12 protein-coding genes are annotated in these 6,311 nt (G+C 63.8%); 5 read left to right on the top strand and 7 right to left on the bottom strand.

Annotated elements, in window-relative coordinates; translation table 11 throughout:
• The 5 genes from VMS96_14450 to VMS96_14430 form a co-directional block, all read right to left on the bottom strand.
• Window positions 1–579, bottom strand: a 579-nt coding sequence (locus VMS96_14450) for an NAD(P)/FAD-dependent oxidoreductase (protein HVP44628.1), incomplete at its 3' end; no start/stop codon positions are given.
• Window positions 576–911, bottom strand: a complete 336-nt coding sequence (locus tag VMS96_14445) for a hypothetical protein (protein ID HVP44627.1) — start codon at window positions 909–911, stop codon at window positions 576–578. The genes VMS96_14450 and VMS96_14445, both read right to left, overlap by 4 nt.
• Before the next feature lie 4 nt (window positions 912–915).
• Window positions 916–1,911, bottom strand: coding sequence for an electron transfer flavoprotein subunit alpha/FixB family protein (locus VMS96_14440; protein HVP44626.1), 996 nt, complete (start codon window positions 1,909–1,911; stop codon window positions 916–918).
• A 47-nt stretch (window positions 1,912–1,958) separates the two neighbouring features.
• The gene (locus VMS96_14435) at window positions 1,959–2,228 is read right to left on the bottom strand and encodes a hypothetical protein (protein ID HVP44625.1); all 270 of its coding nucleotides are present in this window, start codon (window positions 2,226–2,228) and stop codon (window positions 1,959–1,961) included.
• The gene (locus VMS96_14430) at window positions 2,225–2,995 is read right to left on the bottom strand and encodes an electron transfer flavoprotein subunit beta/FixA family protein (protein HVP44624.1); all 771 of its coding nucleotides are present in this window, start codon (window positions 2,993–2,995) and stop codon (window positions 2,225–2,227) included. Before VMS96_14430 ends, VMS96_14435 begins: the two co-directional genes overlap by 4 nt.
• Window positions 2,996–3,240: 245 nt before the next feature.
• Between VMS96_14430 and VMS96_14425 the strand changes: the two genes are divergently transcribed.
• On the top strand, window positions 3,241–3,363 hold the full coding sequence (locus tag VMS96_14425; GenBank protein HVP44623.1) for a hypothetical protein: 123 nt from the start codon (window positions 3,241–3,243) through the stop codon (window positions 3,361–3,363).
• 151 nt (window positions 3,364–3,514) lie between these two features.
• Here the strand turns inward: VMS96_14425 and VMS96_14420 are convergent, their stop codons facing one another.
• Both VMS96_14420 and VMS96_14415 read right to left on the bottom strand, forming a co-directional pair.
• Window positions 3,515–4,114 carry a hypothetical protein gene (locus VMS96_14420; GenBank protein HVP44622.1) on the bottom strand — a complete coding sequence of 200 codons (600 nt, stop codon included), beginning with the start codon at window positions 4,112–4,114 and terminating at the stop codon, window positions 3,515–3,517.
• A 299-nt stretch (window positions 4,115–4,413) separates the two neighbouring features.
• On the bottom strand, window positions 4,414–4,695 hold the full coding sequence (locus tag VMS96_14415) for a hypothetical protein (GenBank protein ID HVP44621.1): 282 nt from the start codon (window positions 4,693–4,695) through the stop codon (window positions 4,414–4,416).
• Between the two features lie 54 nt (window positions 4,696–4,749).
• Between VMS96_14415 and VMS96_14410 the strand changes: the two genes are divergently transcribed.
• The 4 genes from VMS96_14410 to VMS96_14395 form a co-directional block, all read left to right on the top strand.
• A complete protein-coding gene (locus tag VMS96_14410) occupies window positions 4,750–4,914 on the top strand; it encodes a hypothetical protein (GenBank protein ID HVP44620.1) in 165 nt (54 codons plus the stop codon).
• Window positions 4,915–5,013: 99 nt separating this feature from the next.
• The gene (locus tag VMS96_14405; protein HVP44619.1) at window positions 5,014–5,388 is read left to right on the top strand and encodes a metalloregulator ArsR/SmtB family transcription factor; all 375 of its coding nucleotides are present in this window, start codon (window positions 5,014–5,016) and stop codon (window positions 5,386–5,388) included.
• The gene (locus VMS96_14400; GenBank protein ID HVP44618.1) at window positions 5,363–5,866 is read left to right on the top strand and encodes an SRPBCC family protein; all 504 of its coding nucleotides are present in this window, start codon (window positions 5,363–5,365) and stop codon (window positions 5,864–5,866) included. The genes VMS96_14405 and VMS96_14400 overlap by 26 nt, the downstream gene beginning before the upstream one ends.
• A gap of 196 nt (window positions 5,867–6,062) precedes the next feature.
• Window positions 6,063–6,311, top strand: a 249-nt coding sequence (locus VMS96_14395; protein ID HVP44617.1) for a hypothetical protein, incomplete at its 3' end; no start/stop codon positions are given.

Genomic DNA, 6,311 nt, shown 5'->3' with positions numbered 1-6,311 from the left:
CGCTCTTAGGTCGTATCCCGGCTCGAAGTTGCCTTTCGGCTGGTTGGTCTTGTCCACCCCCTTGTCGTCGGTGCGGACGCCGATCACGCGCTCGTTCTCGATCAGCAATTCCGAACCGGCGAAGCCGCTGAAGACGGTGATGCCCGTCTCCTCCACCTTCGAGCCCAGCCACTTCACGAACTTGTTGAGCGAGACGACGTAGTTCCCGTGATCGCGCAGCGGCGGCGGCGTGATGGGCAGCTTGAACTTGCCGGTCCGGGTCATGAAATACACGGCTTCTTTCGTGACCTCGGCGTCGAGCGGCGCTTCTTTCTCGAACCCCGGCAGCAGCTCGCGCATGGAGCGCGGGTCCAGCAGCGCCCCCGACAGGCAGTGCTGCCCCACCTCGCGCGCCTTCTCCAGCACGTAGATGTTCTCTTTGGTGAGCTGCGCGTCGGGGTGCTTTTCGTTGTGTGAATCGATCAGTTGGGAGAGCCGAAGGGCGCACGCCATTCCCGCGGGGCCGCCACCCACAATGACGACATCAGCCTCCATCTGAGGCCGTTCGACGCCTTCCAACGGCTTACGAAAGACGATCATCGATTGCGCAGCTCCCAGTCACCGACTCCACTTGCCAAGTAGCCTTCCTGCCCCGACTTCAGACGGACATGCACAATCTGGCATTCCTTTTCGTTGGACACGTCCCGCACCGAAACCTGGTCGCCGGGATGGATCGTCGCGCTGGCTCGGGAAATCTGTGGAAAACAATCTGCGGATGCGAATAGAGGGGTGTCCGTACGTATTACAACGACCTTGCGGCGGTCGTTACGTATGTCGAGCGCGTAGGCAATAAGTAGACATAGCAGGGCGCCGCCGAACACCAGAGAGATACCTCCCAGGAATGCGCCCGTATTCTTGATGCGGTCGCCCACGGGGTTAAGCCCCTGCTTTAGCTTTCTTAATTTCCTCAACCAGCGGCGGCACGACGTCAAACAGGTTCCCGACCACGCCAAAATCCGCAATCTCGAAGATCGGCGCTTCGCCATCTTTGTTCACTGCGATGATGGTCTTCGATCCCTTCATTCCAACGATGTGCTGGATCGCCCCGCTGATGCCCAGCGCCAGATACAGCTTGGGCGCCACCGTCTGCCCCGACGACCCGATCTGCCGCTCCATCGGCAGCCAGCCGTTGTCGCAAATGGGACGCGACGCCGCCAGTTCTCCGCCCAGGGCGTCCGCCAGCTGCTTGGCGATCTCGATGTTCTTCTGTTCCTTGATCCCTCGCCCCACGGCCACGATGATCTCCGCCTGCGTCAGGTCCACCGCCGCCTTGGCCTCCTTGAACGGCGCTTCCGGCTTGGTGCGGATCTGGGCGGCGTCCACGCCGGCCTGCACGGTCTCGACCGGGGCCCCCGCACTGCCCGGCTGCACCTGGTCGGCGCGGAAGGCGCCCGCCTGGAAGGTGACGAACCAGGGTGCCTCGCTCTCCAGCGCGATGTCGGCGGCGAACTTGCCCTGGAACATCTGCCGGGTGAACACCAGCTTGCCGCCTTCGCTGCGGAAGCCGATGCAATCGCTCACCATCGTCCGCCCCATCGAGGTCGCCAGTTGCGGCACGAAGTCGCGCACCTGGTAGGTGTGCGGCATCAGCACCAGCTTCGGCTTCTTCGCATCGAGGAAGCCGCGCAGTGCCTGCACGAATCCGTCGGGCGTGTAGGCTGCGAGCGCCGCGTTCTCGATGGCGTAGACCTTCTTCACCGCCGTGGCCGCGATCTCCCCGGCGATGCCCGCGATTCCGCTGCCCACTACCGCCGCCTCGATCTCCCACTTGGTCTCGGCGGCGATCATCTGTGCTGCCCGCACCGTCTCCAGCGAAACCCGGTTCAGCTTTCCTTCCCTCTGCTCCACGACCACAAGAATGCTGTCAGCCATAACAATCCTTTATGAGTTCACACTTGTTGCTTGGTACCTGGTGCTCGCTACTGCTCCTGCTGCTCAAGCGCCCGCTCCAGGCTGGCGCGATGTTTCATCGCGAACCCGGCGACGATCAGCCCCGCCGCCAGCAGCGTCTCCAGGGTCGCGATGATGATCCAGAAATCGCTCCCTGCCCGCAGGTCCTCGGGGATGAACACCACCCCGAATAACAGCCCGAAGACCCCGATGACGATCCCGGTCAACAGCAACTCGGTGCCCCGCTGCCACTCCCGGTCCCTGGGGTGGGTCTCCGCGTTGTGCTTTGGCTCGCTCACAGTACCCGCACCTCGTTCCTCAGTTTTTCCACCAGCTTCTTCGCCACTTCCGCCGGCGCCCCGGCCAGCATTTCGGTTTTCTTGGTCTTCTGCGGCACGTACAGCTTCTCGATCTTCTGCTGGTTCGGCCCCAGCGCCGGCTGTGCCTCCGCAAACGTCACCTTGCGCAGAGGCTTGTTCTTCGCCTGCTTGATGCCGATCAGCGTCGCGTACCTCAGCTTGTTGATGCCCGACTGGATGGTCAGCACCGCCGGCAGCGGCATCTCCACGAACTGGAAGAACCCGGCCTCCAGCTCGCGCTTCACCCGGATGCCCGCGCCCTTCTTCTCGATCTGCATGATGATGGTGGCGTGCGGCCAGCCCAGCAGCTCCGACAGGATCACGCCCGTCTGCGCGAAGCCGTAGTCGTCCGATTGCAGCCCGGTGAAGATCAGGTCGAACTGCTCGTCCTTGACCGCGGCCGCGAACGCCTTGGCGGTGTTCATGGCGTCCAGGCCGGTGAACTCGTCGCCTTCCAGGTGGATGGCCCGGTCGGCGCCCTTGGCCAGCGCCTCCCGCAGCACCTGCTGCGCCCGCCCCGGGCCGGCGGTGATGGCCACCACCTCGCCCCCGTTCTTCTCCTTCTGCCGCAGCGCCTCTTCCAGCGCGTAGGCGTCCGGCTCGTTCACCTCGTACGACAGGTCTTCGCGGATCCATTTCCCGCTCTCGTTGACCTTGAGCGGCGCATCTTTCTGCGGCACCTGCTTCATGCACACCAGGATCTTCATGACTGCCTCTTATAAACGATTGTCATCCCGAACGGCTTCAGCCGTGAGGGACCTGCTTGAATGATTCACGTGGCGCGGCCCCGGGGTCCCCGGCACGCCCGGTTTTGGCGTGGTGGGGTGATGGTGCCCTCGGCCGCGTCCTTTGTGCCCTTTGTGTTGAGGTTTTCGTCGAAGCTCACAGATTTCCAGTTCGCTCGTCTAAATGGATGACAAACGAGACGCATCCGGCGAACCAGGAAGTATAAATGACGCGCATGGAAAACTCGCAGACGTGGCCGCAGGCGCACATCGCCCATCTCTTCACTTCCATCTTGGGAATTGTCGTCGGCCTGCTCACCGCCCTCGCCGCCAACCTGATGCTCCGCTGAGCAGGATTGTCATCCTGAGCGAAATCCCGTAGGGATGAGCGTGAGGACCTATAGCCTGCATCTGAACGAAAGCCCCACGTCAGTGGGGCGATTTCCGCAATAGAAAACGGCGCCGCAGGTTCGCGGCGCCGTCCCCAGGGGACCCAACCTCTTACTTGTCTTTGTCGTGTTCCGCCGACACGCTGGTATTCGCGTCGGACTTCACGTCCACCGACTTGCCGGCAGCGCTGGCCCCCGCCTGGGTCGAGTTGCTGCCGCTCGCGGAGGCCTTACCCGGCCCCGCCGCCGCGCCCACCGATCTCTGCGAGTCGAGCGACGCTCTGGCTGCGCGCTTCTGTTCCTTGGCCGCCTGCTTCTCCGCTTTCTTGCGCTCCTTGGCCGCTTTCTTGTCGGCCTTGGCGTTGGTTTGCTGCGACGCCGGGGCGTTCGCCCGTCCGGCGCTGGCGTTGGCGGCCGCGCCAGCCTGCGCCCCCACATCGGCGCTCGTCTGGCCGACCGTGGAATCCACCCTGCCGCTCACGTCGCCCACCGTCCGGGTGGCGCCCCCGCCTGTCTGGGTCGCCGCCCCCGCCGTGGTGTTGACCGTGCTGCCGACGGTCTGGCCCACGCCCAGTCCGCCGCTCCCGCTTCCGGCCTGCGCCGATCCCTGGGCGCTGCTCGCGCCGCCCAAGCGGACCAACTGCGCCGACGCCGGCAGCGAGACCAGCGCCAGGCTCACCGCCACCACCATCGATAGCTTCACGAATCTCATGGTTTTCTCCTCCAGACCGGCCGGACTCGGTGTCCCGCTCCGGCCTCTGCCCACATCCCGAGCAGTTGCCCTCAGTACGAGCACCACGCGTGCCAACCGCAGCCCCCGTGCGTAAGTCCCTGGTAAGTAGACGCTTACTCAGCTACGGTTCGGATCGCTACGCCGCCTGGACGGTACTTTTTGCCCGGTGGCAGGAAAATTCGGAATGCAAGGCCTTGCACACCCTGGAGTAGCTCATCGAGGTCGAGGCCGTGGCGGTGGTCCAGCAGTAGGGATGGGATCAGTTCAGGCGAAGGATCCTAGTCGAGAAATGCGACCGACTGCACCCCGCTGACCTCGATCCGCTTGCGGCATTTCATGTTCTTGCACATCACCAGGTCGTCCTTGCGGACCATGTAGGAGCGCGCCTTGGCGAACTTGGCGCGGTCGCGCTCATCGGCCCGCGGCGGCAACTGGCGCTTCTTGGTGCGCACCAGCCACAGCAGTTCGTATTCCGCCGATTGCTTGCAGTGCGGGCAGTTCAACGTGGCCGGTTTCTTCTCTTCTTTCTCGTCGTAGAAGTCGCGCTCTTCCAGTGCCATGAGGCCTCAGACTGATTATTGCACAAGCCCCGCGACTGCCTCACACTAGGTGCAGTGCCCCGTAAGCGCAAGAAGAGGATCTTTTCCGCCGCCAAGGCCGTCCGCTCCGCCGCCCGCGAGCAGATCGGACCGCCTCCGCCTACCCGCCGCGTCCCCGCCCTCAAGGAGAAGAAGGAGAAGCACAGGCCCACCCTGGGCCGCCTGCTCGCCGAGGAATGAACCAGGCCCCCAGGAAATAATCCCGGTTTAGCTCTTGACATCCGCTTTCGCCTGTTGTATTAAACCTATTGGTTAATTAACCTAGTGGTTCAATACGCGATGCCGACCGATCATCTCAGCGCCACCTTCGCCGCCCTCGCCGACCCCACCCGCCGCGCCATCCTGGCGCGCCTGGCCTCGGGAGAATGCTCGGTCACCGAGCTGGCCGAGCCCTTCGACATGTCGATGCCGGCGGTCTCCAAGCACCTGCGCGTGCTGGAGCGGGCCGGGCTGATCGCCCGCGGGCGGCAGGCCCAGTGGCGGCCCTGCCGGATCGCCGGCGGCCCGCTCAAGGAAGTGGCCGACTGGGCGGAGCGCTACCGGCACGTCTGGGAACAGCGTCTCGACCGGTTGGAAAGGTACTTGCAAGAACTGCAGACGAAAGAAATGAAGAAGAAGGAGAAGCACCATGGCCATAAGCAGCGTGGCAAATAGCGACACTTTTCAAGTAACCACCCCGTCGGATCGCGAGATCCGCTTCACCCGCCTGTTCGACGCGCCCCGTCGCCTGGTGTTCGAAGCGATGACCAGGCCCGAACACGTCCGGTGCTGGTGGGGGATCCTGGACGAACGGCACTCGGTCACCGTCTGCGAGATCGATCTTCGACCGGGCGGCGCCTGGCGGTTCGTCGGCCGCGGTCCCCATGGCGAGTACGCCTTCCACGGTGTTTATCGCGAGGTCCTCCCGCCGGAACGGCTGGTCTTCACTGAGATCTACGATCCGTTCCCCGACGCCGAGTCGGTTGTGACCTCACTCTTCACCGAGGAGAACGGCAAGACCCGCCTCACCGCCACCGCTCTCTATCCGTCGCTGCAAGTGCGTGACATGGTGATCAAGAGTGGAGTGGCCCGGGGCGCCGGCATCAGCTACGACCGGCTCGAGGACTTGCTCAAAGAGCTTCAGCGGTCCTGAACCTCTCTTGTCACCGCGAACTGAGAGGCCCGCAAGCAGGAGGAAGAGCGGGACCAACCCGCTCTTCCTCGTCGTATCCGATGCGGCCGACCGGACACGCGCTTCCGTAACCTCCGCTTGTGCTGCTTTTCTGTCCTTTCCACATCTTAAGAAGGTAAGTTGCAAGAAAGACTATCCCCCGTTCCGGAAAGGGAACATGCAGGAATTAGAGAAGCGGATGCGGAATCTGGCCAGCGAACTCCAGACTGCGGAGCAGCGTTTCTCCGCTCAGTGCGAGGCCATCGAATCGGCGGACCGCGTCCTGCTGGAGCTGCAGCAACGGCTCGACCATCTCCGCAAAGGCATCTGGGAGGCGCGCAAACTGGCTGACCCCCGCCTGGCAGCTCCCCGCCTCGAACCCGCGGTCGGCAGCTCGTCCACGCTCGCCGAGCGCATCCTGCGTTTC

The organism is Terriglobales bacterium, from assembly GCA_035543055.1.
Taxonomy (GTDB): Bacteria; Acidobacteriota; Terriglobia; order Terriglobales; family Acidobacteriaceae; genus JAIQFD01.
This window is presented reverse-complemented; position numbering and strand designations above follow the sequence as displayed.